Annotated in this window: 21 protein-coding genes and 5 pseudogenes; 12 read left to right on the top strand and 14 right to left on the bottom strand. The window is 68.2% G+C overall.

Features of this window, described 5'->3' with window-relative positions:
• The first annotated feature begins 8 nt into the window (after positions 1–8).
• A complete protein-coding gene (locus OG230_RS03475) occupies positions 9–491 on the top strand; it encodes an NUDIX hydrolase (RefSeq protein ID WP_328908637.1) in 483 nt (160 codons plus the stop codon).
• 91 nt (positions 492–582) lie between these two features.
• Here the strand turns inward: OG230_RS03475 and OG230_RS03470 are convergent, their stop codons facing one another.
• From OG230_RS03470 to OG230_RS03455, 4 genes and pseudogenes are all read right to left on the bottom strand, one after another.
• Complete coding sequence (locus OG230_RS03470) at positions 583–1,971, bottom strand: MFS transporter (protein WP_328908636.1); 1,389 nt, start codon at positions 1,969–1,971, stop codon at positions 583–585.
• Positions 1,972–2,365: 394 nt separating this feature from the next.
• Positions 2,366–2,632 (bottom strand): hypothetical protein, encoded by a 267-nt coding sequence (locus tag OG230_RS03465; RefSeq protein WP_328911285.1) that lies wholly within the window; start codon positions 2,630–2,632, stop codon positions 2,366–2,368.
• 73 nt (positions 2,633–2,705) lie between these two features.
• A pseudogene (locus OG230_RS03460) lies at positions 2,706–3,380 on the bottom strand (enolase C-terminal domain-like protein); the annotation flags it as partial.
• Positions 3,367–4,485: a hypothetical protein gene (locus OG230_RS03455; protein ID WP_328908635.1), complete on the bottom strand. Its 1,119-nt coding sequence runs from the start codon at positions 4,483–4,485 to the stop codon at positions 3,367–3,369. The gene OG230_RS03455 and the pseudogene OG230_RS03460, both read right to left, overlap by 14 nt.
• An 862-nt stretch (positions 4,486–5,347) precedes the next feature.
• On the opposite strand from OG230_RS03455, the pseudogene OG230_RS03450 reads away from it, so the two are divergent.
• Positions 5,348–5,831 (top strand): annotated as a pseudogene (locus tag OG230_RS03450) (SAM-dependent methyltransferase).
• Between the two features lie 246 nt (positions 5,832–6,077).
• Here the strand turns inward: OG230_RS03450 and OG230_RS03445 are convergent.
• Together OG230_RS03445 and OG230_RS03440 are read right to left on the bottom strand one after the other, a co-directional pair.
• Positions 6,078–7,658 (bottom strand): ISL3 family transposase, encoded by a 1,581-nt coding sequence (locus tag OG230_RS03445; RefSeq protein ID WP_328908634.1) that lies wholly within the window; start codon positions 7,656–7,658, stop codon positions 6,078–6,080.
• Positions 7,659–7,788: 130 nt separating this feature from the next.
• A pseudogene (locus OG230_RS03440) lies at positions 7,789–8,043 on the bottom strand (thioesterase II family protein); the annotation flags it as partial.
• A 397-nt stretch (positions 8,044–8,440) separates the two neighbouring features.
• Between OG230_RS03440 and OG230_RS03435 the strand changes: the two are divergent.
• On the top strand, positions 8,441–8,995 hold the full coding sequence (locus OG230_RS03435) for a tellurite resistance TerB family protein (protein WP_328911284.1): 555 nt from the start codon (positions 8,441–8,443) through the stop codon (positions 8,993–8,995).
• Positions 8,996–9,070: 75 nt separating this feature from the next.
• On the opposite strand, the gene OG230_RS03430 is transcribed toward OG230_RS03435, so the two are convergent.
• Positions 9,071–9,277, bottom strand: coding sequence for a ferredoxin (locus tag OG230_RS03430; protein ID WP_328908633.1), 207 nt, complete (start codon positions 9,275–9,277; stop codon positions 9,071–9,073).
• Between the two features lie 211 nt (positions 9,278–9,488).
• Between OG230_RS03430 and OG230_RS03425 the strand changes: the two genes are divergently transcribed.
• Positions 9,489–10,121, top strand: coding sequence for a carbonic anhydrase (locus tag OG230_RS03425; RefSeq protein ID WP_328908632.1), 633 nt, complete (start codon positions 9,489–9,491; stop codon positions 10,119–10,121).
• A gap of 105 nt (positions 10,122–10,226) precedes the next feature.
• Here OG230_RS03425 and OG230_RS03420 read toward each other — a convergent pair whose 3' ends face one another.
• A complete protein-coding gene (locus OG230_RS03420; protein WP_443051485.1) occupies positions 10,227–10,406 on the bottom strand; it encodes a hypothetical protein in 180 nt (59 codons plus the stop codon).
• Between the two features lie 99 nt (positions 10,407–10,505).
• Positions 10,506–10,934, bottom strand: coding sequence for an ATP-binding protein (locus tag OG230_RS03415; protein WP_328908631.1), 429 nt, complete (start codon positions 10,932–10,934; stop codon positions 10,506–10,508).
• Positions 10,935–11,845: 911 nt separating this feature from the next.
• Between OG230_RS03415 and OG230_RS03410 the strand changes: the two genes are divergently transcribed.
• A complete protein-coding gene (locus tag OG230_RS03410; protein WP_328908630.1) occupies positions 11,846–12,160 on the top strand; it encodes a helix-turn-helix domain-containing protein in 315 nt (104 codons plus the stop codon).
• Positions 12,161–12,467: 307 nt separating this feature from the next.
• Here OG230_RS03410 and OG230_RS03405 read toward each other — a convergent pair whose 3' ends face one another.
• Positions 12,468–12,593, bottom strand: a complete 126-nt coding sequence (locus OG230_RS03405; RefSeq protein WP_328908629.1) for a hypothetical protein — start codon at positions 12,591–12,593, stop codon at positions 12,468–12,470.
• Positions 12,586–13,122 carry a hypothetical protein gene (locus tag OG230_RS03400; protein WP_328908628.1) on the bottom strand — a complete coding sequence of 179 codons (537 nt, stop codon included), beginning with the start codon at positions 13,120–13,122 and terminating at the stop codon, positions 12,586–12,588. The genes OG230_RS03405 and OG230_RS03400 overlap by 8 nt, the downstream gene beginning before the upstream one ends.
• Before the next feature lie 216 nt (positions 13,123–13,338).
• Between OG230_RS03400 and trhA the strand changes: the two genes are divergently transcribed.
• The 5 genes from trhA (at position 13,339) to OG230_RS03375 (ending at position 17,645) form a co-directional block, all read left to right on the top strand.
• Positions 13,339–14,169 (top strand): PAQR family membrane homeostasis protein TrhA, encoded by an 831-nt coding sequence (trhA, locus tag OG230_RS03395; RefSeq protein WP_328908627.1) that lies wholly within the window; start codon positions 13,339–13,341, stop codon positions 14,167–14,169.
• 607 nt (positions 14,170–14,776) lie between these two features.
• Entirely contained in the window at positions 14,777–14,980 is a 204-nt protein-coding gene (locus tag OG230_RS03390) for a cold-shock protein (RefSeq protein WP_328908626.1), read from the top strand.
• A 325-nt stretch (positions 14,981–15,305) separates the two neighbouring features.
• Positions 15,306–16,826, top strand: coding sequence for a DEAD/DEAH box helicase (locus tag OG230_RS03385; protein ID WP_328908625.1), 1,521 nt, complete (start codon positions 15,306–15,308; stop codon positions 16,824–16,826).
• A 46-nt stretch (positions 16,827–16,872) separates the two neighbouring features.
• Positions 16,873–17,277 (top strand): CBS domain-containing protein, encoded by a 405-nt coding sequence (locus tag OG230_RS03380; protein WP_328908624.1) that lies wholly within the window; start codon positions 16,873–16,875, stop codon positions 17,275–17,277.
• 56 nt (positions 17,278–17,333) lie between these two features.
• Positions 17,334–17,645 carry an SCO5918 family protein gene (locus tag OG230_RS03375; protein WP_328908623.1) on the top strand — a complete coding sequence of 104 codons (312 nt, stop codon included), beginning with the start codon at positions 17,334–17,336 and terminating at the stop codon, positions 17,643–17,645.
• Positions 17,646–17,750: 105 nt separating this feature from the next.
• Here the strand turns inward: OG230_RS03375 and OG230_RS03370 are convergent, their stop codons facing one another.
• The 3 genes and pseudogenes from OG230_RS03370 to OG230_RS03360 form a co-directional block, all read right to left on the bottom strand.
• Complete coding sequence (locus OG230_RS03370; protein WP_328908622.1) at positions 17,751–18,110, bottom strand: hypothetical protein; 360 nt, start codon at positions 18,108–18,110, stop codon at positions 17,751–17,753.
• 210 nt (positions 18,111–18,320) lie between these two features.
• Positions 18,321–19,486: pseudogene (locus OG230_RS03365) on the bottom strand (PP2C family protein-serine/threonine phosphatase).
• A 44-nt stretch (positions 19,487–19,530) separates the two neighbouring features.
• Positions 19,531–21,084 carry an outer membrane protein assembly factor BamB family protein gene (locus OG230_RS03360; protein WP_328908621.1) on the bottom strand — a complete coding sequence of 518 codons (1,554 nt, stop codon included), beginning with the start codon at positions 21,082–21,084 and terminating at the stop codon, positions 19,531–19,533.
• Positions 21,085–21,282: 198 nt separating this feature from the next.
• Between OG230_RS03360 and OG230_RS03355 the strand changes: the two are divergent.
• Together OG230_RS03355 and OG230_RS03350 are read left to right on the top strand one after the other, a co-directional pair.
• Positions 21,283–21,666 (top strand): annotated as a pseudogene (locus OG230_RS03355) (IS5/IS1182 family transposase); the annotation flags it as partial.
• A 280-nt stretch (positions 21,667–21,946) separates the two neighbouring features.
• On the top strand, positions 21,947–22,918 hold the full coding sequence (locus tag OG230_RS03350; protein WP_328908620.1) for a tetratricopeptide repeat protein: 972 nt from the start codon (positions 21,947–21,949) through the stop codon (positions 22,916–22,918).
• The last annotated feature ends 63 nt before the right edge of the window (positions 22,919–22,981 follow it).

Here is a 22,981-nt window from a genome sequence, read left to right as displayed (position 1 = left end):
CTCGGCGCATGGCTACTCCCGACTTCATCCGAGACATCCGCGCGACCGCGGGCCATCAGCTGCTCCTGCTGCCCGGAGTCACCGCGGTCGTCTTCGACGACGAGGACCGGGTGCTGCTCGGGCGGCGCGCCGACACCGGCAAATGGGCTGTCATCGGCGGCATCTGCGAACCGGGGGAGGAACCCGCGGCGACAGCCGAACGCGAGGTGTACGAGGAGACGGCCGTGCACTGTGTGGCGGAGCGGGTGGTGCTCACCCAGGCACTGAAGCCCGTCCAGTACGCGAACGGCGACCGGTGCCAGTACCTCGACCTCACGTTCCGCTGCCGGGCCACCGGCGGTGAGGCGCGCGTCAACGACGACGAGTCGTTGGAGGTGGGCTGGTTCTCCGTCGACACCCTGCCGCCGCTGAACGAGTTCTCCCTGTTCCGGATCAAGCAGGCCCTCACCGACGGACCGACCTGGTTCGAACCCACCCCCCAGCAGCCGTAGGGCACGGGGCACCGGACCGCAGCGGGCCGCCCCTCACCGATGAGGTGAGGGGCGGCCCGCTCCGCACGGCCCGACGAGAGGGAACGACCTCTCAGACGCTGCGCGCGTCGGCGGGCAGCGGGGCCTGCGCGCCCGGTCCGTCCTCCGGAGCCGGCCCGATGTCCGACAGGTCCCGGCTACGGGTCTCCTTCGCGCACACGATCGCCACCACAGTGAGCAGGGCGGCGGCGATGACGTACAGGGCGATGGGCGTCGAACTGTCGTAGTCGACGAGCAGCGCGGTGGCGATCAGCGGCGCCGGCGCTCCGGCCGCGACCGACGAGAACTGCGCCCCGATGGACGCCCCCGAGTACCGCATGCGCGTCGCGAACATCTCCGAGAAGAAGGCCGCCTGCGGTGCGTACATGGCGCCGTGGAAGATGAGCCCCACGGTGATGGCGAGCAGCAGATAGCCGAAGCTCCCGGTGTCGATCAGCGCGAAGAACGGGAACATCCACAGCCCCACGCCGACCGCGCCGATGAGATAGACCGGCCTGCGCCCGATCCGGTCGGACAGCGCGCCCCACATCGGGATCACCACGAAGTGCACGGCGGAGGCGATGAGTACGGCATTGAGCGCCGTCTGCCTGCTCAGCTCCACGGCCGTGGTCGCGTACACGAGGATGAACGCCGTGATGACGTAGTAGCTGATGTTCTCCGCCATGCGCGCGCCCATGGCGATCAGAACGTCCCGCCAGTGATGGCGCAGTACGGCGACGATGGGCATCTTCTCGGCCGCCCCGGCGCTCTCCCTGCGTGCCGCCGCCTGGGCCAGAGCGGCCTTGAACACAGGTGATTCATCGACAGAGAGACGAATCCACAGGCCGAGTATCACGAGCAGGCCGGAGAGCAGGAAGGGGATGCGCCATCCCCAGCTCAGGAACGCCGCATCGGACATCAGCGCCGTCAGCGCCGCGAGCACGCCGGTGGCGAGCAACTGCCCCGCCGGAGCGCCGGTCTGCGGCCAGGAGGCCCAGAATCCGCGCCGCTTCGCGTCACCGTGCTCCGAGACCAGCAGCACGGCCCCGCCCCACTCGCCGCCGAGCGCGAAGCCCTGCACCAGACGCAGGACGGTGAGCAGGACCGGAGCGGCGGTCCCGATGGTCGCGTGCGTCGGCAGCAGCCCGATGGCGAACGTCGCGCCACCCATCAGCAGCAGACTGAGCACCAACAGCTTCTTGCGCCCGAGCCGGTCGCCGTAGTGGCCGAACACCAGGGCGCCGATGGGCCGGGCGGCGAAGCCGACCGCGTACGTGAGGAAGGAGAGCAGGGTACCGACGAGCGGGTCGGTCCCGGGGAAGAACAGTTTGTTGAAGACCAGCGCGGCAGCCGATCCGTACAGGAAGAAGTCGTACCACTCGACGGTCGTTCCGACGAGGCTCGCGGCGACGATGCGGCGGAGGTTGGACGGGGGTGGGGGAGCGGTTGCTGCGGCGGCCATGGGTACCACTTCCGGACAGTTGGCGGGGACGTTTCCGTGTCGCCATACCGTAGGAAGGGGCAGGTCAGGGGTGTATGTGGCGGGACACCATAGTTCGGGTGGGCGGTGTGCGGGCGGGCGCTACGGGGAGGGGGTGCGGGCCGGTTTCTGCTTCGTGGGGGTGGGTGGAAGAGGGTTGTCCGAGTTGCACTGTTAGGTATATTTCGCGAGGGTGTTGCTGACTCCCATGCTGGTTCGGTGCTGACTAAAAGCCCATGTCATCACCCGTCTTCACTTCTCCCGTGCTGACTTGGTGCTGACTACGCTGCGTTGCAGTCGGGCAATTGGGTGCGGAGCGGACGGCTGAAGCTTCCGTTTGGACGCGTCCATGCTGCAGATCCGTGAGGCGCGTGTCTCAGTCTCGAAGGGGGCTGTGAGGACGGCGCCGACGCTGCCGCAGGTATGGACCCATCCCGGGGACGGGCGGGTGGCGTCCTCGGAATGGAGACAGCGAAGGCCGGTTTCGGGCGGCTGAAGAAGGGCTGGCAAAAGGGGGCGGCGCAACGCGCGAGCGAATCGGACGCCGGTGCTGCTCGGAGGTGCGCCTGGGCAGCGGGGCGAGCCCGGCGTGACGACGGACGGCCCGGTGCTTGAGCTGCTGCTGGATGAGGCTGAGGGTGATCGGCGCGAACGCCTCGTATGTGATGACGATGGCGTGCCGGCCGGTCTCCGTGTCCTACCGCCCGAGCGCGCAGTTGCGTGTACGCGGCCGGGTCGGTCCGGCCCAGGGGGTCCTCCACCCAGCGCACCACCTCCGGAGCGAGGAGCGGCGCGACTTCCGTGGCAAGCCGGTGCCCCCATGTGCCCAGGGCATCCACCGCCACGCTCTGCCCCGCCCACGCCGCCGCCCATTCGGCCAGCCGTGCCACTTCCCCGGCTTCCGCATCGCGCAGCGCCCACTTGGTAAAGGCGAACCCCTCGCCAGCGGTGGCCCTGACCGACTCGGCGGCCGGCGGGGAGGCCAAATCCAGGGAGAGCCAGGAAGCGTAGCCCGGCACCCGCCGCGCGGGCCGGTCGCTGAGCTGAGCTGCGACCGGGAGGTCGGCGAGGCGGCCGTGCAGGTCCCACACCGCGCAGTCCAGCGCCCCCACCGCCCAGCGCCCGAGTCCCGCCGAGTGTGGACCGAGTTCTGCCAGGAGCCTGCGCAGCAGGCCCTTGTGGTCGGTTACCGGGCGTTGCAGTGCGCTCTGCCCGAGCCGGGTGGCTACCAGTGCGGCGGGCAGCTCGTCGACCGGGGCGAACACCCCCGTCACCCCGCGGGCCTCGACCACGACCGCGAACCGGCTGACGCCCGGCTCGAACGGACCCGCGACGCTCTCGTCGAGGCGCTCGACCCACACACGCTCGATGACCGTGTCAGCGAGGTCCATCGACGAGGGCCTCTCCCGCGTAGGTGAAGTACCACAGCGGCCGGTAGCACTCCCAGCCCACCGGTCTCAGCCCGGTCGACGCCATGGTCCGCTCGATGGCCGTACGCGCCTGCAGGTAGTACTCCAGGTCCTCCGCGCCCGGTGTCCGCATGCCCTGCATCAGCACCGTGTGCGCTTGGAAGCTCTGGAAGTTCGGGAACGCGGTGATCATGTCGGCCAGTGCGGTCACCCCGCGCACAAGGTCCTCCATCGGGTCCAGCCCGACGATGTACGTGTACGAGGTGTCCAGCCCCGCCGCCAGCGCCCGCCCCAGCAGGTCCGGCATCTCCTGGGGCCGGAGGTCAGCCTTGGTGGACTTCATTAGGGCCGCCCGCCGGGTGAAGTGCTCAACCGTCAGCCGGAGCACGAACGGAGACACCAGCGACGCGATGGTTTCGAACGCCTCGTCGCTACGCAGCACGGAGGTGAGAAAGCCGATCCGGGCCCCGACGCCGGCCCGGTGCAGAGCGGGCCGCAGGGGGGTCAGGTGCGCGACAGCGGCCTCCTCTCGCTCGAAACATCCGGTGGAGACGGTGACCTCGGTCAGTTCGGCCAAGTTATGGCGGGGGTGCTGCTCGCCGAGGGCACGCAGCAGGTCGTCGAGCCCCTGCCCCTCCTGCAGCCGTGGGTCGGCGGCGGCCTCCAGGTTGTTGGGGCACCAACCGCAGCCGACGCACCTACTGCGCGCGTTCGGGTTGAGGGTCGCGGCACGCCCCTCGTTGCGGAAGTACCCCCCGACCGCCTCGTCGGCATCAATGCGCTCGACGTGCGCGACCACCTCGCCGTTCAGCGACAGCTCGTCGCCCCGGAGCCGGAACGGGCTGACCGGCTGGTTCAGCGGGACGATGATCTGCCAGGCAACGTCGGGGCGGCGTTCGAGGCTGAGGCTGACCCGGGCCCGATGACGGTCTTGGTCCGAGGTGATCCCGAACAGATTGACGGCGATCAGGATCACGTCCTCGACGGGGACTCCGTGGCGCAGGGCCGCCTGTTCCAGATCATGCAGTCGGTCGGTGCCGACGGCGCCGACCGGGGATATGCGTCGGCGTATGGAGAGATGCGACATGGAGAACTCCAATGTGAATTGAGCGGCGCTGTGTTGCTACTGGGGCGCGGCACCTTCGTCGTCTCGCCGGTGGACATCGGTGTCGGCTGTCCTGCTAAAGCGCTGTCTGGTTCGCTGGGGAGAAGGCGGTGAAGTGCGCCGGCGGGTGGTCGATGTGCAGGTCGGGCCGCCAGGCGGTGAGAATCTGGGCGCTGCATTCGAACAGGCCGTCCGGGAGCCGGTCGAGCGGGTACCACGCCCAGTCGTCGCCCGCAGCTCGACCAGGGGGCCGAGATCCATGTCGAGGGCGCCGTCCTCGACCAGGCGGATGGTGCGGTCGTCTTACGGCACTGCTGGGCGCCGCCTTTGCCATCTGGTGTCGGATCGGCCGACAGAGGAGGCCGGAGCGATCTGCCAGGCCGGAGGTTCCTGACGCGGAGGCCGCGCTCGCGCGGACGCATCGCAGAGACCATCGGCACCTCGCCAGCCACACCTTCGACCCCTCTGACCGTGCTGGCCGAGCTGGGAACCTGGGCCCGGGCGCCCCTCTGATTCTCTCGCTCCTGCACACCGATCTGCAGGTGTCCGACGAGCCGCTGGTGCAGGACCGCGGTATCGGCGCAGTGGGCGACACCGCTCCACGGACTGACGCTGCCGTATCCCGGGCCGAGGGGTATGCATGCACGGCACCCAAGGCCGCCCAAATGGCACTGACGATGACGCCGTCCTTCTCCACCTGCTTGATGCCGGTGTCGAGTAACGACGAAGCACCGGGCCGCGTGGGCGCGACATGCTCCGCGCCATAGGCTGACCGACGAGCGGATCCGCAGCGCCGACCGGAGGCCGCCGTACCCGCTAAGCACCGGGAAAGGAACGAGCGCAGATGGTGACGTACGAGGTCGAACCGATCGCAACGGTGGTCGGGGGGCACACCCGCGTTCAGGACGACTACCAGGGTGGAGTCGAATCTGTGATCCGGCTCAACGACGTGTACCCCCCTGGAAACGCTGCAGGGCATCGAGGAGTTCTCTCACCTGACGGTGACGTGGCGTTTCCACCTGGCGCAGCCGGAGGACATCCAGCTGCACGCGCGTAGCCCCCGGGGATACCCGCGGTGGCCGGCAACCGGCACGTTTGTCCACCGTAACCACCGGCGTCCCAACCAACTGGCGACCAGCTACCCACGGTTGCTGAAAGTCGAGGGCCGAGACCTTCTGGTCACCGATCTCGACGCAGTCGACGGGACACCGGTCATTGACCTGGCCCCATACTTCGAGGAGATGGCGCCTCGAAGCGAGGTCCGTCAGCCGGCGTGGCCCAGCGAAATGCTTGCCACCTACTGGCTGGACGCTTCGGAGCGTCCGTAGCTCGGCTGCCAGTAATCCTTCGAGGAGTGGCGCTCGCGGGAGCAGTTATCACGGCCTGCCCGCGGAGATTCGGAATGTGCAACACGTTGTCCGGCCGTCCTTGCTGACGCCCCACGCATCGGCCATGGAGTCGACGAGAAGAAGGCCCTGGTCGCCTTCGCCGTAGGTCCAGCGCAGCGCAGTGTTGGGCAGGGCCTGTCGGGGTATTCGAGAATGTGGCTCTGGCAAGATTTTCGTAGGCGGAGATCATCGCGGTGCCATGGTCGGCCGGTCCGCATGGCGTCGGCGCAGGTGGGCGATCAGGACGACGCGGTGGCGGAGAAGAGAGACGCTGGCGCGTCCGGCCATGATCCGTTTCTGCAGTTTGACGTCCGTGATGCGGCCCTCGTTGACCCCTGAGTTGTAAGGGGTCGTGATCCCCTGGGCGACGGCATGTCGGTCTTCGTGCAGGGCTCCGGCAAGGCCGGCGAGTGGTGCCAGTCCGCTCTGTGCAAGGTCGCTCAACCAGCCCGGCAGGGGTGCCGCGTCGCGGTTGTCGAGCATGGTGGCGAAGCGGCGGACCAGGTCGTGGGTGAGCTTGAGTTCGGGGCAGTGTTCGAGGAGCCGGGGCAGGCGCTCGTTGATGTGCAAGCTGCGGCGGTGCGGGTGGGTGGTGATCCAGCGGGCCGCTTCGCGAGGTGAGGGTGGGCGCTCGCGTGGCTCGTCGATGGGCAGGCCGCGGCGGAGCGGTGCGACGGCCATCTTCACGCGCTGGTAGTGGCCGAGGTAGCCCTTGGTCTGCAGTTCTTCGTGCAGGATCTTCGCGCTGTGTTGTCCTTCGTCCCAGCGTTGTCGTAGGTAGTCGAGGTAGGGGTCCAGCGTGGAGGGCTTGCGGGGCGGCCGGCGCACTACTTCCTGCCAGGTGCGGGCACGGGCGTACTTGCCGACGGTGCGGCGGTCCAAGCCGAGCTCGCGGGCCACGGAGCTGTGGCTCCGGCCGGTGCGGGTCAGGGCTTGGACCGCCTCGAACAGACTCTGGGCATGGCGCCCGGCCCGGCTGCCCGCCACGGCGTTCTCGGTGGTCTCCTCGGCCGGCGGGCGATCATCCTCGCTGACCGGTGGCAGGGCTGCGGGCAGGCATCCTCGGTGGGCAGAGGCAATGTCCTGAACTCGGCGGGACAGGCCCTGCCAGAGGTGAAAGCGGTCGCTGACCTGCACGGCTTCCGGGGCGCCGGCTGTGATGCCCTGCCGGTAGGTGAGGGAGCCGTCGCGGCAGGCGACCTCGACGCCCGGGTGTGCACGGAGCCAGCGGCCGAGCTGTTCCGCGTCACGTCCTTCCCAGAGGGTGAGGGGGAGCCGGGTGGTGGCGTCGACGAGGAGGGTGCCGTAGGTGCCGCCGTGGAGAGCGAAGTCGTCGACCCCCAGGACCCGGGGCGTGACCAGTGGTGGCAGCGGCACCCGCATCAGCTGGGACAGGACGGCGACCCGCGAGAGCCTGATATTCAAGATTCGAAGCATCCGGGATCCGCCGCGGCCGGCCAGCACCACGGCGATGTCCTCCACCAGGCGCTGCAGTCGTGGTGTCCGCCGCTGGTAGCGGACGGTCAGGCCCGGTATTTGCTCGGCGAAGGTCGTCTTCGGGCAGGTCGTGTTCTCGTAGTACAGGCGGCGTACGGACAGGTCGATGCGCAGAGGGCGGCCTGCGAGCGTGACGTCGACGAGGCGCCGTGCGTAGCGGCTGTGGCACCACTCGCTGAGCTGGCCACATTCCGTGCAGCACGCTGGTTCACCGGATCTCGTGCGGGCGCGGACCGCCACCACCGCATCGGAAACATCAACAGAGACCACCTGCACATCGGACAACTGCGGTAACAAGCTGACCAGTTCAACAGAGCACAGTCACAGGCTGCCCACTGCGGACCGGCCGACCGTGGCACCGCGATGATCTCCGCCTACGAAAATCTTGCCAGAGCCGCGTTCACGTGTACGCCGACAGGGCCAGCAGGGCCGGCCGGCGTTGATGGGTTCGGGCAAGGCGACGGGTGGTCTCGTAGGCGAGGAGACCACCCATGCTGTGTCCGAACACGCCGAAGACACGGTCGTCGTCGGCGCCGGCAATCTCTTCAGCGAGTGCGGTGGTGACCTGTCCGGGGTCGGTGAGGGACGGTTGGCCGCTCAGGGCTTCCCGGCCTGGCAGCTGGATCGAGTACAACTGCACGGTGGGCGCGAGGAGCGGCGCCCAGTGGGCTTAGAAGCTGGGTCCGAGTCCTGCCGGCGGGACACAGTACAGGCGTGCGGTTGCGTCCGGTCGGTGGGTGAGCGGGGGTGAGGGATGGCTGCCCGCGACGGGCGGCGCCGTGCAGTGAGCGCAAGGCCGGTTCCTTCCGGGCAGGTCAGTTGTGGCGCCGCCACCCAGCACCGCGGCCCCGTCGTCCTGGAGCTGTCCGACGCCCCCGAGCTGGGCAGCCGATGACCACGCGTGATCGGTTCGCCGAGCCGCCCGGAGCCGCCTGCGCCGGGCGGTTCAATGGTCACCGGGCGAGGGCCGCCAACGGGCGGTCCACGAATAATGGTTGCAACAGGCCGCGCACGTTGCGCGGACCATCGATCCGATCGACAAGGTGGCGCGCATGGCTATGTGGGACCGCATCAAGGACCAGGCCAAGGGGCTGCAGCAACAGCAGTCGCAGGGCATGAGGGGCCCCGCCGGCCAGCGGCAGGCGGGTACCGGCGCCGCGGGCGGCTCGAAGGAAAAGCTGGTCGGGCTGCTCAAGTCGCAGCTCGGCTCCCTCAAGACGGAGCTCAAGAGCGGGGCGTACCGGGACGCCAGTATGGCAATGTGTGCTCTGGTCGCGGCCGCCGACGGGTCTGTCGACCCCGCCGAGCGGCACCACGTGGAGACGCTGATCCTACAGAACGACGTCCTGCAGAACTTCCCTCCCGAGCAGTTGCGGCAGAGGTTCAACAAGCATGTCGATCAGATGATGTTCAACTTCCAGCAGGGCAAGACCGAGGCCATGCAGGAGATTGCCAAGGCCGCGAAGAAGCCTGTGGAAGCCAAGGCGGTCGTCCAGACCGGCTTCGTGATCGCCGGCGCGGACGGGTACATCGCCCCGGCCGAGGCGCAGGTTTTGCGGGAAGCGTGCATGGCGCTCGGGGTGTCCCCGCAGGAGTTCGGCCTCTGATCCGGCCGGTGCGATTCCCGTAGCGGCAGGAACCCGGCGGGCGTGACCGTGTTGCGTCCCGCCGGGCCCCAGCCGTCAGCCGTCGGTCAGGGACACCGCCCCGACCGGACAGGCCCGTACGGCCTCCCGCACCAGCGAGTGGTCTCCCGTCCCCTCCAGTCGGCCGGGAAGCATCTCGCTGAACCCGTCGTCGTCGTGCGTGAACCCGTCCGGCGCGGTCAGCGCGCACATACCGGCCCTCACGCAGCGTTCCTTGTCGACCTCGATGCCCATGCCGCTCATCAGGTCACGGGCAGTTCGAGCAGACCCTGGATCAATCCCCGGGTTTGTGCTGGATCTCGTGCGCGGGCTGGTCAGGCGCCTCGGTGTCAGGAGCCTGGTGCTGGTGCTCCGCGCATCGACGACCTTGCCCCGCTCCACCTGCTCCCAGAACGGGTGCGTCGATGAGGCCGCCTCCGGTGTGCTTGCGGAGCTTCGATTTTATGCTGATGTCATGCCGAGAACTTCGCCTGTCATGGCCTTCGAGTCTCTTCTGTCCGGCAACGAGCGCTTCGTGGCCGGGGCGCCGGAGCATCCCAACCAGGACGCCGCTCGGCGTAGGGAGCTTGCTCCTGGGCAGGACCCCTTTGCCGTGGTTCTGGGGTGTTCCGACTCGCGGCTGGCCGCCGAGATCATTTTCGATCAGGGACTGGGGGACCTTTTCGTCGTCCGTACCGCCGGGCACGTCGTGGGCGCGGAGGTGCTGGGGAGCGTGGAGTACGCGACCAGTGTGCTCGGCGCCCGCCTGGTCGTCGTCCTTGGGCACGACTCGTGCGGTGCCGTGGCGGCCGCCCGCGGGGCCGTGGAGGACGGTCTCTCCGTCGGCGGGTTCGTCCGCGATGTCGTCGAGCGCGTCACCCCGAGTATCCTCGCCGCCCGGGCGGCCGGACTGACCGCCGACCACGATGTGGACGAGCACATCCGCCACACGGTCGACCTGCTGCTCGACCGCTCACGCCTGCTCTCGGAACAGGTCGAAGCGGGCGAAGTGGCCGTGGTGGGTCTGGGGTACCAGCTCGCCGACGGCAGCGCGCGGCTCGTCACCTCGCGCGGTGACATCACGGCGGGAGGCCACGCAGGCTCATGACGCAGCAGGAGGCTACGGCCAGGCCGCCGGCGCTTTGCGCTTACTGCGCGACCCGGACGCGACAGAGTTGGAGCGACCCTTCGGCTTGATGGCAACGCAGAGGCGTCACTGGGCGGTGTAACCGCCATCGACGGGCAGGGCGATGGCGGTGACGTCGCGGTTCTGGGGGCCGGACAGCCACAGGACGGCCTGGCCGATCACGTCGGCAGTGCCGAGGCGATCGATGGCCTGGCCTGCTTCGGCCTGGCTGCGGTCGAGTTCACCGCCTTCGACCATGACACGCATGCGAAGAGATCGAGGCCACCCGCACGCTGATGATGACGGTGGTGGTTCGGGCGTCGTGCTGTCAGTGCTGCAGGTGTGGAGTCGTCAACTGCGGCGGTGTCAGCGGGGGAGGTAAGCGGTGACTGTTTTGCCACCGGCTCGTCGGCGGGTGATCGCGGTGGTGCGGGCGAGGCGGTTGACCATGGGCCAGCCGAAGCCGAAGCCGAAGCCGCCGCCGGCATCGGTCAGGTCGGGGGCGCGCATGCGGGACATCCGTGGGCTGACGTCGTCGACGGCGACCTCGACGGCGTCGGGGTGGGCAGTCAGACGGAGGCTGAAGGCGCCGCCACCGTGGCGCAGGGCGTTGGTGACGAGCTCGGAGACCACCAGGACGAGCGTGTCCTCCATGTCCGGACGAGGGGCTGGGGTGAGGCGGTCGCTGAAGGCGCAGGCGGCCTGGCGTGCCTGGCTGACACCGGCCGCGCTGTCGCCCCGGACCACGTTCACTACGGGGAGGGCTGAGGGGATGCTGATCGTAGTGCTGTTCATACGCGTACACCCCACCTGTGATCGGTTGTACCGCTTGTGACGTGACACCGCACCTGCCCGCTCCGATACCCCCTCACACTCCCCGCGGATGTGCCCCGGTGCCGTTTCCCGTTGCCGCACACCGCAGAACTTCACTGCCGGTGCTCGCAGGAAATCTGTCCTGGCGGAGGTAGACATCTGGCCGTTGCTGGGGTTAGTGTCTTGTCCGTAGCCAAGAGATCGAGCAGGGCGCGGCAGAGATGTACTGCCGGGAAGCAGTACACGTAAGTGCAGGCCGGTGCGGTGGTGGAGTTCCGAAGCCAGGGTTAACGCAGGAAGGCGACGGGACTGGCCTCGCACCGGGTGGCCCGCAGTGATCAGGGGCCGCCGCGAGCAGTCCGCAGTACGCAAGTGCAGTCCGCAGTACCAGTGGTCCCTCGGTAAAAGGCGTCAGACTGCGGCGCGCGTACCGGGAAGTTCGGCAGTGGGGTTCTAAGCCACGGAAGTTGCAGGACGGGCGACGGGGCTGGCTGCCGAAGGAGTGACGCTGTGAAAGGTCACCGAGTAGTACGCAACACCCGGTAGTACGCAGAAGCAGTACCAGTAAGTGATTCAGAGGGTAAGAAACGGAGGAGTTGGGCGCCATCAGGATCGCCCGGGCCGAACGTGTGGGTCCGGGTACCGCAGGACATCGTGAGCGAGGTGGTCTCCGGTCGAGCAACCGCGATCCCCGCACGTCCCTTTCCCCCCGGGGCGGACGAGCGGAACAAGAAAGGCTGGCACAGCTGTTCACAGCCGGCCGATGGTGTAGCAGTTCCTTCGGGGCCCCGGTGCCAATGGCGCCGGGGCCCCTCCATGCATGTTCCCGCACACCCCTGGGACGTTCCATTAGTCGCACCGCCGGTAGATGCCTCTTCTGCAGTGAGGTGCAAGTGGCAGCAGACAATTCCTTCAGCCGTCTCGATGATGATGACTATCCCGCTTACACGATGGGTCGGGCCGCTGAGATGCTCGGTACCACCCAGGGCTTCCTCCGCGCGATCGGCGAGGCCCGTCTCATCACCCCGCTCCGCTCGACAGGCGGCCACCGGCGTTACTCCCGCTACCAGCTCCGTATGGCGGCGCGGGCCCGTGAGCTCGTCGACCAGGGCACCCCGATCGACGCCGCCTGCCGCATCGTGATCCTTGAAGACCAGCTCGAAGAAGCCCAGCGCATCAACGCCGAACATCACCGATCCGGCCGGTGAACGGGGCTGCCGGCGGACCTTGGAGGGCGCGAGTCCGTCGGCGAGCGGCGAGGGCTGATCACCAGTCGGGCGGCGTCTCGGCATGGCTCGAGCGCCCAAGATGCCTCAGCGCAGGGACCTGCCCCACTGAGCTCCTGCCACGCACCCCCTTCCTGGTGAAGACCGGGAATCGTCAGGGCCGCACCGTGGTGCTGGCTCATGGGTTCGGCTGTGATCAGACGTCAATTGTTTCGTTGCTGGTAAGAGGGCTGTCAGCTCTGAGGTGCGGTGGTGCGGAGGTAAGCCACGGTGGAGTGCGGCCGCTTTGTCATACCTGCTCGTCCGTCCCGAAGAAGTCCGAACCCTGCTTGTAGATCCTGCTCTGACCGGCGTTGCGGTGGCGGCCGCAGAAGGGTTCGTTGACACCGTCGGGCGTATAGGGGCCTTCAGGCATTCGGCCAGGCTTCGAGGAAGGCTCTCCTGCCAGCAGGATCGTCCGACCTGTGGTCGGCGTGCAGGACGTGCCAGGCGGTGAGTTCGAGATCGCGCAGCCATAGTTCCCCGATGACCTGTGTTTTGAGGTCGGGGAGGTGGTCGGACTCGACGAGGGCTTGGCCGATCACTTCTGCGGCTGCGACGTGTTGGGGGGCCGTCATCTCGTCGACGGCCGAGAGAATCTGCCGGGCCAGCGTGATTCCCTCGCCTGTCAGTGACTGAAGTACACCTGCCTTGATGGTGGCGGGCAGCAGGTAGGCGGTGCCTGAAGACCTCCACAGGTCCGACCAGAAACGTTCTCCTGCCTGGGTGGGGGCAGGGAGCGCGGCCAGCAGGCCGAGCAGGTGGCCGATTGCCGCGTAGCCACCGGAGTGGGCAGCTGCGACGACTGCGATACCCGCGACGCGCTCCACGTCGAGCTGGCAGGTTCCCAGGTCCGAAGCCGGGCCCAGCTGATGTTCCAACTGATCGGTGAGAGGGGCGGGCACGTGGGGCCGAACCTCAGGAAGCATTGGCGATCCTTGCGGGTAGGCGAGCTGAGATGCCCGTTCTAAAGCCCTGATCGTTCCCACGACCAGCCGGTCTATTCAGCTTCGAAGGGCCCTAATTGGCGGAGGGAGCAAGGGACCTTCGCCCACCTGGCGGCAGGCGCTTTCGACCGGGCCTCGTGAGGGTTCTCGAGTGACTTCTCCTAGCATGAGTGCATGATTGCCAGTGACGCCCATGAGTCCAGTGGGGGGCGGGAAGCTACGCCCCGTGATGCCGCTGAGAACGGATATGTCCACGTCGGCTCAGGGCGTGCAGAGCACCTTGAAGTCTGGCTGCCCCGCGAACCACGGGGTGACGGTGGGGCGGAAAAGGGGCACCCGGTTGCCACTCTTAGGGAACAGGTCGTCGACCTGGTAGACCCGATCAAACCGAGGTTGCGTGGCTGGCTTCATGCCGGGATGGTCCCCGCCTCCTTGATCGCGGGCATCGCGCTCATCTGCCTGGCTCGCACTCCGCAGGCAGCTTGGGCCTGCACGGTGTATGCGGTCACAGCCTGGCTGCTGTTCGCGACGAGTGCCATCTACCACCGCGGCACCTGGGGGCCGCTCGGCGAGGCTCTTCTGCGGCGCCTGGACCATGCCAACATCTTCCTGATCATCGCCGGTACCTGCACCCCCCTGGCCGTGCTGCTTCTGCCGCCGGACCAGAGGTCCGTGCTGCTGTGGACCGTGTGGGCAGGCGCGCTGGTCGGCATCGCGTTCCGAGTCCTGTGGGTCGGAGCTCCGCGCTGGCTGTACACCCCGTGCTATCTGGCCCTGGGGTGGGCGCCGGTGTGGTACCTGGCCGACTTCCTGCACACCGGGGGAGCGGCCGTACTCACCCTGATCGTGGTCGGCGGTCTCCTCTACAGCGCGGGCGCGGTCGTCTACGCACTCCAGCGCCCCGACCCCTCACCTCGCTGGTTCGGCTTCCACGAGGTGTTCCACGCGCTCACTGTGACAGCCTTCACCGCCCACTACACCGCCATCCTTCTGGCCGCCTGCTGACCCGCCGCTGCGCTCGGTGGGGCCTGCGGTGCAACCAGCCCGGAGTACTTCGACCCGAGTGTTCTGACTCCTTGGTGGACCAGGACCCCTGTGTCGGTGGCCTCTGCTGCGACCGTTGGAACGCAACTTTCGAGGAAGTTCCTTGCGGGCCTCGTGCTTTGACGACGCTTGCCCCGGGCGACCTGGTGAGACGTTGACGCTCATCGCGTCCATCAGGCCACCCTTATCTCTGTCGTCCCCTGCTGTGGTCCTGGCTGCCGAGATATCGGCACCATCCAGGGCTTCCTCCGCCGTGAAGGGCAGCAATTGCTCCCTCCGTGCAGATCAATATCTACAACCATGGGATGAGGTTTCAATGCGTCCCGCCGGAAGGGTTCTTGCCGCAGCGAAGAGACTGGAATTCTTCACCGTACGCGGACCATTACGGCATGCTACTGTCGATCTCGGTTGCAGTTGTGGTTCCCAAAACTTCAAGCTTCTGCGTGGGTATTTCCGACCAGTGGAAGCTTCATTGTATTTCCGGTTTTCTCCGGGCGGGGCATCATTGCGGCGACGCGGCATCCGTGTATGACGGATCCCGACGTACCTGCCCCGAAGGAGATATGACATGGCGTCAGGCACTGTGAAGTGGTTCAACGCAGCCAAGGGTTTCGGCTTCATCGAGCAGGATGGTGGCGGCGCTGACGTCTTCGCCCACTTCTCGAACATAGCCGCCCACGGCTTCCGCGAGCTGCTCGAAGGCCAGAAGGTCACCTTCGACATCGCACCGGGCCAGAAGGGCCCGACGGCCGAGAACATCGTTCCCGCCTGACTCTGACGCGCACTTCGTAGCTGGGGCCCGCATCCTTCGGGGTGCGGGCCCCAGCTCCGGGCATTCCCCCGGAGTGGTGCCACCTGCGGTGAAACCTCCCCCGCAGAGTCTTCTCGCTGCCCACTCCTTCCGAGTCCCACCTACCGGTGGAACTGGATTTCTCGCCCTTATGGCATCGCCCATTTCATGGCCTGTCTCCCCATCCAGGATCAACCGCAGGTCTTAATTTGATTTCCCATTCTGCTCGGCCCGTTCTTGTGATTCCCCGCGCTGTTCTTCCGCTGCGGGAATTCCTTGATAGGTGCCGTATCAAGGAAGGTTCTGAATGAACCCCACACGTACGAACAACCGTTCTTCCCGAAGCCGCACCGCAGAATTCGGCCCTGGCGCGGGCCGGGGCAGCCGTTTCAACTCGGCCGCCCCGGCCCGTTCCGCCTCCCCGACCCGCTCCGGTGGACCTGGCCGATCGGGCGGTCAGACCCGCCGGAACACCTCGGTCCAGGGCGAGTTCGCCCTGCCGGTCACGGTCACTCCCGCGCTGCCCGCCGTCGAGGCGTTCGCCGACCTCGACATGCCGGGGCAGCTGCTGGCCGCGCTGACCGCGCAGGGGGTGAGCGTTCCGTTCCCGATCCAGGGGGCGACCCTGCCCAACACCCTCGCGGGCCGCGACGCACTGGGACGGGGGCGCACCGGCTCCGGCAAGACCCTCGCCTTCGGCCTTGCCCTGCTGGCTCGCACCGTCGGTCAGCGTGCCGAGTCCCGTCAGCCGCTGGCCCTGGTCCTGGTGCCGACGCGTGAGCTGGCCCAGCAGGTTACCGACGCCCTGACACCCTACGCCCGCTCGGTGAGGCTGCGCCTTGCCACCGTCGTCGGCGGCATGTCGATCGGGAGGCAGGCCAGCGCACTGCGCGGTGGTGCCGAGGTCGTCGTCGCGACGCCGGGCCGGCTCAAGGACCTCATCGACCGTGGCGACTGCCGACTTGACCAGGTCGCGATCACCGTTCTGGACGAGGCCGACCAGATGGCTGACATGGGCTTCATGCCCCAGGTCACCGAGCTTCTGGACCAAGTCCGCCCCGGGGGCCAGCGGATGCTGTTCTCCGCCACCCTGGACCGTAACGTCGACCGCTTGGTCCGCCGCTACCTCAGCGACCCGGTCGTCCACTCCGTCGACCCCTCCGCCGGTGCGGTCACCACGATGGAGCACCACGTGCTGCACGTGCACGGCGCGGACAAGAACCGTACGACCACCGAGATCGCGGCCCGCGACGGCCGGGTGATCATGTTCCTGGACACCAAGCGGGCCGTGGACAAGCTCACCGACCACCTGCTGGCCAGCGGTGTGAGGGCCGCGGCTCTGCACGGCGGGAAGGCGCAGTCGCAGCGCACCCGGACCCTGACTCAGTTCAAGACCGGGCACGTCACCGTACTCGTGGCCACGAACGTCGCCGCCCGCGGCATCCACGTCGACAACCTCGACCTCGTCGTCAACGTCGACCCGCCGACCGACCACAAGGACTACCTCCACCGCGGCGGCCGAACCGCCCGCGCAGGGGAGTCAGGCAGCGTCGTCACCCTCGTCACCCCCAACCAGCGCCGCGACATGACCCGCCTCATGACCGCCGCCGGTATCGTGCCCCAGACCACCCAGGTCCGCTCCGGCGAAGAGGCACTCGGCCGCATCACCGGCGCCCAGACCCCCTCAGGCATCCCCGTGACGATCACCGCGCCGGTAGTCGCGCGGCGTGAGCGCAGCCGCAGCGCATCCTCCCGCGGTCGGCGCAGCCCCGCCTCCGCAGCCCGGCGCGTGACCGCACATCAGTCCTCCTTCGACGCCGCAGCCTGAGAACTCCGTGATCCGGAAACTCACCCACCACTGCAGGAGGCACCTTTTGACGCTCGTCCAGATGCAGCCCCGCACGACGCATGCCACTGCCGTAGGCAGGACGGTGGCCGACGCCATGGACACCGCCGGACCGCAGGTCTGTGACGACATGACCGTCGAGGTGGCCCTGTCCGTCATGGCCAGTGCCCGTACTGGGCATCTGCTTGTCTGCGACGACACAGGCCGGTGTACCGGACTGGTCACCCACGCCCATCTTGCAGCAGTTCGTGACGGCTCCGCGTACTCGGACAGGGTCCGGCTGCGGGACATCCTCGGCGACCGAGGGCCGTTCACCTCGCCCGTGACCACCATGGCCGAAGCCGGGCACATGATGCGCTACAGCGACGTCGATGCCCTGCCCGTGGTGGACGAACACGGCAGTGCCTTGGGCGTACTCGCCCTCGCCCGCTGAGCCGTTCCATCCGCGGCAGGACCACTCCCTCTTCGTTTCTCTCCCTGTGAGGCATCATGCGCTGTGTCATCGCCCGCTTCCCGTTCGACCTCACCAGGATCGGCGTCCTGGAATCGATGAAGGGCATCAAGCCCGAGCAGACCTCCGGCGAGTCCGTGATCATCGGCCGACGCACCTACCCCGTCAAACAGGTCGGACAGGTCATCACACGCCAGGACCGCCGAGACTTCAGCGCAGGAGAAGTCCTGCGGGCCATGACCCAGCTCGGCTTCACCTGCCGCGACCTAGCCCCGGCCCCCACGCCCACCCGCGTTCTCAACCCGCTGCAGCAGGCTTCCGCGATGCTCGGCGCCCCTGTGGCCGCCTGACCGAGGGCAGGCGTGAGCCGCGCCGGGCACGCAGTGGTGAGGGTCCGTCCGGAGCATCCGGGCGGACCCTCACCGTGTGCTGGAGCAGTCCGGGTCGGCAGTGTCTCAGTGGTCGGAGTAGCTGAAGTCGCCCGTCGTCCAGACGCTGACGTCCTCGATCGCGACCCGGTACATCCCGCCGGTCTCCAGCATCCCCACCGTGCCCTGCAAAATCCGAGCCACGTGGACGTGCAGACGCGTGGGCGGCCCTTCCTCGGGTGCAGCGGTCGTGAACATGGCGGAAAAGTCGCCCAGGCGGGCCGAGTCCGCCAGGACCTCCGACACCCGCTGCCCCCAAACAGCTTCGGGAGCCAACCGGCCCGTGACGGCAGCACCACCGGCGACCACGGTCAAAGGCATCTGATTGCTGCGCCCGGACTCCACCAGGGCGGCAACGTCAACAAGCAGTGCGTCATGGTCGAACATCGGCGGGCTTTCCCGCGCTGCCGCTTCGGGCAGGACAGCGCTGAGGCCCTGTTGCTGGAGGCGCTGAACCGCCTGCGAGCGGCACCGCAGCCAATACTTCTCCTGCCTGCGGACGCCTGCTCCGAGAAGGAGACGAGTCGGCTTAGCTCCGCGTCGAGTCGATCTCCGCGCTCGCCGCATGCTCCGTTACGGGGATGAGGCCGGGCATTTTCAGCTTCGAGGCCCAGCGGGCTCCGGGGGAGAGGTGTGCTGTCCGATCGTCGGGGATGCTTCGGAGACGTCGGCGCCGTGGTCGGCGTCGCGGCGGGTGAAGCCGGTGCCGTACCAGTCCAGGCACATCACGGTGGCGTCGTCGTGCAGGTGCCCGTCATGGGCATGGACGACGTGCTCGATGAGGACACGGGCGGCCTCGCGCGGGTGCAGGTCCTGGGTGCTCTCGATGAGGGCCGGCAGATCGAGGTCCGCGGCGCTGCGCTCCGGCATTCCGTCGGCGAGCATGACCAGCCGGTCGCCGGCCTGCAAGTCCAGCTCCTGGACCGAGTAGGTGTGGGGTGCTGTGCAGCCGAAGGGCAAGTCGACGGCCGGTGTGATCTCCTCGACCTTCCCGCCGCGCAGGCGCAGGGGCCAGGGGTGGCCGGCGTTGATGAACTCGGTTCGACCGTCGTGCAGGCTGATCCGCAGCGGTTGTCCGGTTACGTAGCGGCCGCCGCTGTGCTCGGCCACGGCCCGGTCGGCGCTCTGCGCCTGTTCGGCGAGGCATGCCCCCTGCCTGCGGGCGCGGCGCAGTGCGCTTACGAGGAGGGTGGCCAGGATCGCGGCATCCACGTTGTGTCCCATGGCATCGGTGACGGACAGCTGGACAAGGCCCCGGCGACCGCGAACTGGGCCGCCTCGCAGGCCAGCGACGTGGGCAGCAGCCGGTGCTGGATCTCGGCGGCCAGGCCCAGCGGGGAGGTACGCCGACCCCACTGATACAGGTCGGTGAAGGGCCGGTTCGCGATGATGATCTAGGCCAGGGCGTGGGCACTCCGGCTGATCCTCAGCAGCGTGTCCGCCCCGGGATACAGGGGCCGATGGAGTTCCAGCAGGCCGAGCGCATCCCCGCGATTGGTGACCGGTGCGATCACCCGCGTCCACGCACCGCCCTCTACGGCCTCCACATGCGGCCGTTGGGTCCGGATCACCTTGTCGTAGACGGTGCCGGAGACGGCGATCGGATCTTCGGAACGCTCCAGGTCGATGTCGTCCGCGGTGCCCAGGCGGACGACGGAGGCGCCCGTGAAGTCGGTGATCAGGCACGACGAAGGCCGTGGGGGTGAGTCTGCTGCCTGATGGTCGGGAGGGGCAGCGTTCGCGGAGGCGTCATCGAAGAACAAGCTTCTGCCCGGCGTGCGTGGGTGGGCGGACCGCCCGTGCCCGGTCAGGGCGGGCCGGGAGCGAAGGACAGCATGCGGGCTTCGTGCTGGTCGTCGTTGCCGGGCACGTGCGCTGACGTGAGGACGACCCGTCCGTCGGCATAGGCCAGCCGCCCGCTGAACATCTCGTACTCCTGCGCCGCAGTCGATGCGGGGTGTCGCAGCAACACCTTCTCCGTACCCGCGGCACTCGGGCCCATCAGGAAGGTCCGGCCGGGGCGGCTCACTGTGGCCGACTCGTAGACGAGTACCGCCTTGCCCTTCTCCGCACGCAGGGGATGCAACAGGCGCGGCTCGTTGGTCTTGATCCCCCAGAGGAACTTCCCGGTGGCCAGGTCGTACACGCGGAACCTGTCGTTGCCGCCCAGCACGATGAGGCCGTTGCCGACCGCGGTGCCCCGGCAGGGCTGCATCTCGCCGCCGCTCCCGTCTCCGGCGCACGGCTCGATGCTCTTGCCTCGTGGGTCGATGGTGGCCCCGGGTTTTCCGCCCGGGCCCAGGGACACGACCCGCCAGTCGTTGAGGTGGTCCACGGCGTTTTCCGTGGTGAAGACGACCGGATCGACGGAGATCATGCTTCCGATCTTCCATCCGGTCTTGGTCCGGTGGCGCCACAGGACCTTGCCGGTGAGCGGGTCGATCTCGCGGAGCTGGCTGTGGTTCTTGCTCTGGTCGATGTCGATCATGCAGTCGGACTTCACCAGGAGCCGGGAGCCGCCCGCCACGTCGTCGGGGAAGCACTTCCCCGGGTCCTCCATGGGGATGTCGAACAGCTCAGTCCCGTCGTCGACCCGGTAGGCGGTCGCCTTCATGCTCCGGGCGATTGCGAAGGTGCCGGCGCTGATGGCGCTGTACACGATGAACGTGTTGTCCCCGTCACCGGTCTCGGGGAGCTCTTTGTGCCACCCCGGCTTCCCGGTCTTCAGATCGATCATCTGCATCTGGTTGCACCGGTTGTTCCTCCCTGTGTCGGCCCTCTTGTGGTACACGAGCACGACCTTGCCGTCGGGCGTGGGGTTGGCCGGTGTCTCGCAGACCGGGGCGGGCAACCGCATGCTCCAGACCTCGGCGCCGTCCGAGAGACGGTAGGCCGCGACCTTCTTGTGCAGGGCCTGGACGACGGTGTCGCCGACGATCCACAGGTCGTGGAGCCTGTGACTCCCGCTGGGCAGGTCGGTCTTGTCGTCGACGATCCACGTCGCCGCATCCCCCGGCTTCCGTGCGGCGTTGATCTCCTGCGTGGTCGGGATGTGCTTCGCCTGAGGGGTACTGACGGCGGGGGAACCGGGCGGGGCCGCCGGGGCGGAAGGACTGGACGACTCCTTCGCCACGGGGGCGGTTGGCCGGTCCTCTCCCCGGTCGACGAGGGCGTACGCCCCTCCGCCCGCGGCCACGAGCAGGAGCGCGACGGCGGCGGCTATGACCGGTACTCCGCCGAAGCGCCGCCGACGCGGTGGTGGTCCGGGTGGCGGCCCGAAGCCTTCCGAGGCATACGGGTTGCCGGGAACGGGCTGCTGCGGCGAGCCCGGTGTGTACCAGGGCTGCGGCGGGTTGGGCATGGGTCTTCCCCCTCAGACGTGTCAATCGGTCAGGAAACTCCTGCTTTGCGGGCCCGGACTCGGGAGACGCCGGGCGGAGATGTCCTGCGTCGTCTCACGAGGCCGCCCCCGAAGATCACTGGTAGGGACGTGCCACGCGCCGATGCGGTTCTCCCGCAACGGCAAGGGACCGCACGCAACCTCCCAGCTGGTGCGGACCTGGTCACTGCTCTGCGCCGTCGAAGTGCATGTGTAGCGCGCCCGGGACGTTGGTCGCTTTGCTTCGAGGACCGTGTCCTGCTGGTCGTCACGTGCTGGCCTACCGACCTGACGATGCCGTAACCCGCGCTCATGCTCGGCGTTTCGAAGCCCACGGTCGACCGCGTAGTCGATGAGCAGGGGCCGCGTCTGGCATTGATCCAGTGGCAACTCTTTCGCAAAGGCACTGTTCTCACCGTGGAAGGCACGCTCGTGCCCACTCGCGGTCACACCCTCGCCCAGCGATCCAAGAACTACCGCTACCCCACAAACCATCAGATGGTCATCGACGCGGACACCTATCGGTTCGTAGTCGTCGGCCAGCTACTGCCCGGAAACCGCAACGCCCCTCCACAGGGACCAGAACCGTGCGAGTCTCCGCCGCCGTCGCGCGGAACGCACGATCTGTGCACCACTGGCGAGCAGTGCACAGACCAGCACCACAAGCACGATGACAGTTCGCGACCCCATTTTCACCTCGCAGAAGCGAAACTAGTTCGACTGTTGCTTATCCAGCGGCAATTGTTGGGCAGTCAGGTGACCAACCACGCGCGCGGCATGCTCGTGCCGTCGCCGTGAACCGGCGGCGAACAGCCGAGTGCCGGGTATCCGGAGGGGGACGCTCATGCAGGAGGGTTCGAGGGACGAGAGCGGGGTCGGCGACGGAACCGGTCGCCTCCGTGAGGCCGCCGAGACGGGGGACGCCGAGGCGATGCTCCGGTACGGCCTGTACCTCGGTACGCACAACGACCAGGCCGGCGGTGAACGGTGGCTGCGCCTGGCGGCCGAGATGAGGCAGCCCGATGCGACCGCCGCGCTCGGGGTGCTGCTTCACGAGTGGGGACGACACACCGAGGCCGAGGCGCTGCTGCGTGAGGCCGCCGGTGGCGGGCACGTGCGCGCGATGGAGATGGTCGGGTATCTCCTGCGGCTGCGCGGGGAGCACACCGAGTCCGATCGCTGGTACCGGCGTTCGGCAGAGGGCGGAAACCCGCACGCGATGGCCGTCCTCGGTGAACTGAGTCAGAAGCGGGGCGCCGAGCCCGAGGCCGAGAACTGGTTCCGCCGGGCCGCCGAGGCGGGTCTCGACGACGCGGCTTACTCCCTCGGGGAGTTGCTGTACCGCCGGGGTGACGTCAACGAGTCCGCACGGTGGGCCCGGCGGGCGGCGGACGGGGGTTCCACCGCCGCGATGAACGCCCTGGCCGCCCTGTCGCTGGAACAGGGCGACCGGGAAGCGGCGAAGTCCTGGTACCGCAAGTCGGCCAGGGCCGGCGACGACGAGGGCGCCCGCCGGCTCGTGGAAATGCTCAGCCGCGCCGAGCTGGCCGCCGAACTCGACGCATGGATGACCGAGCGCGCCCAGAAAGGGGACGTCAAGGCGATGCTCGCGCTGGGGCGTTCCAGTGAGCGGGAGGGTGATGTGCGAGCGGCGCAGGAGTGGTACGAGAAGGCCGCCGAGACCGGGCACCTCGGCGCGATGGCCCGGCTGGCGAATCTCCTGGAGCGGCAGGGGCGTTCCCGCCAGGCGCGGGCGTGGGCCCGAAGGGCCGCGGAGGCGGCGTCGCAGCCGCCCGGCGAAGGCCACGGCCGGTAGACGTCCGCTGCCTGATCGCCCGGGGCGCGGCCTGTGCGTGCCGTTGCTGCTTTCCTTGCGGCG

Origin of the sequence: Streptomyces sp. NBC_00234, from assembly GCF_036195325.1 — a bacterium.
Lineage (GTDB): Bacteria > Actinomycetota > Actinomycetes > Streptomycetales > Streptomycetaceae > Streptomyces.
Note: the sequence above shows the minus strand (reverse complement) of the source record. Positions and strands in the feature narration are given on the sequence as shown.

Excerpts from the sequence above, each read along its gene's own strand:
- OG230_RS03455 (WP_328908635.1), bottom strand. The coding sequence starts at position 4,485 with ATGTCGCATCTCTCCATACGCCGACGCATATCCCCGGTCGGCGCCGTC.
- OG230_RS03475 (WP_328908637.1), top strand. The coding sequence starts at position 9 with ATGGCTACTCCCGACTTCATCCGAGACATCCGCGCGACCGCGGGCCAT.
- trhA (WP_328908627.1), top strand. The coding sequence starts at position 13,339 with ATGATTGCCAGTGACGCCCATGAGTCCAGTGGGGGGCGGGAAGCTACG.
- OG230_RS03435 (WP_328911284.1), top strand. The coding sequence starts at position 8,441 with ATGGCTATGTGGGACCGCATCAAGGACCAGGCCAAGGGGCTGCAGCAA.
- OG230_RS03415 (WP_328908631.1), bottom strand. The coding sequence starts at position 10,934 with ATGAACAGCACTACGATCAGCATCCCCTCAGCCCTCCCCGTAGTGAAC.
- OG230_RS03375 (WP_328908623.1), top strand. The coding sequence starts at position 17,334 with ATGCGCTGTGTCATCGCCCGCTTCCCGTTCGACCTCACCAGGATCGGC.
- OG230_RS03405 (WP_328908629.1), bottom strand. The coding sequence starts at position 12,593 with ATGCCTGAAGGCCCCTATACGCCCGACGGTGTCAACGAACCCTTCTGC.
- OG230_RS03430 (WP_328908633.1), bottom strand. The coding sequence starts at position 9,277 with ATGAGCGGCATGGGCATCGAGGTCGACAAGGAACGCTGCGTGAGGGCC.
- OG230_RS03370 (WP_328908622.1), bottom strand. The coding sequence starts at position 18,110 with ATGTTCGACCATGACGCACTGCTTGTTGACGTTGCCGCCCTGGTGGAG.
- OG230_RS03470 (WP_328908636.1), bottom strand. The coding sequence starts at position 1,971 with ATGGCCGCCGCAGCAACCGCTCCCCCACCCCCGTCCAACCTCCGCCGC.
- OG230_RS03350 (WP_328908620.1), top strand. The coding sequence starts at position 21,947 with ATGCAGGAGGGTTCGAGGGACGAGAGCGGGGTCGGCGACGGAACCGGT.
- OG230_RS03385 (WP_328908625.1), top strand. The coding sequence starts at position 15,306 with ATGAACCCCACACGTACGAACAACCGTTCTTCCCGAAGCCGCACCGCA.
- OG230_RS03360 (WP_328908621.1), bottom strand. The coding sequence starts at position 21,084 with ATGCCCAACCCGCCGCAGCCCTGGTACACACCGGGCTCGCCGCAGCAG.
- OG230_RS03420 (WP_443051485.1), bottom strand. The coding sequence starts at position 10,406 with ATGCGTGTCATGGTCGAAGGCGGTGAACTCGACCGCAGCCAGGCCGAA.
- OG230_RS03425 (WP_328908632.1), top strand. The coding sequence starts at position 9,489 with ATGCCGAGAACTTCGCCTGTCATGGCCTTCGAGTCTCTTCTGTCCGGC.
- OG230_RS03390 (WP_328908626.1), top strand. The coding sequence starts at position 14,777 with ATGGCGTCAGGCACTGTGAAGTGGTTCAACGCAGCCAAGGGTTTCGGC.